Genomic DNA, 398 nt, shown 5'->3' with positions numbered 1-398 from the left:
GGTCTTGTTGACGTTACGGGCAAGGTTAACCAAAAAGAAAAAACAGATGAAGTTGTTCATCAAACGGATGCTGTAGATATTGAATCCGGTAATCATAATAAGGAGGAAGATCAGCCAATTGATTATGTTCACGTTATGGTTGATCTGGAAACCATGGGTAAAAAACATAACGCCCCTATCGTCGCTATTGGTGCGGTTGTTTTTGACCCGGCAACCGGCTCTATTGGAGAAAGTTTCTATAAAGTCGTATGCCTTGAATCCTCTGTGAACTGGGGCGCCGTAATCGATCCATCTACTGTTATCTGGTGGCTTAAGCAGTCCTCCGAAGCACGCTCTGCGATCGTAAATGATGATGCTATCCCGTTGCTGGATGCATTACTCCAGTTCAGAGAATTTGT

At 44.0% G+C, this 398-nt stretch carries 1 protein-coding gene; it reads left to right on the top strand.

Annotated elements, in window-relative coordinates; translation table 11 throughout:
• A partial coding sequence (locus CWM61_RS28615; RefSeq protein ID WP_133122482.1) for a 3'-5' exonuclease occupies positions 1 to 398 on the top strand: 398 nt, incomplete at both ends.

The sequence above is a fragment of the Klebsiella sp. K-Nf6 genome (assembly GCF_002806655.1).
Taxonomy (GTDB): Bacteria; Pseudomonadota; Gammaproteobacteria; order Enterobacterales; family Enterobacteriaceae; genus Klebsiella; species Klebsiella variicola.
The sequence above is the reverse complement of the archived record's forward strand: the minus strand, read 5'-3'. Positions and strand labels throughout refer to the sequence as shown.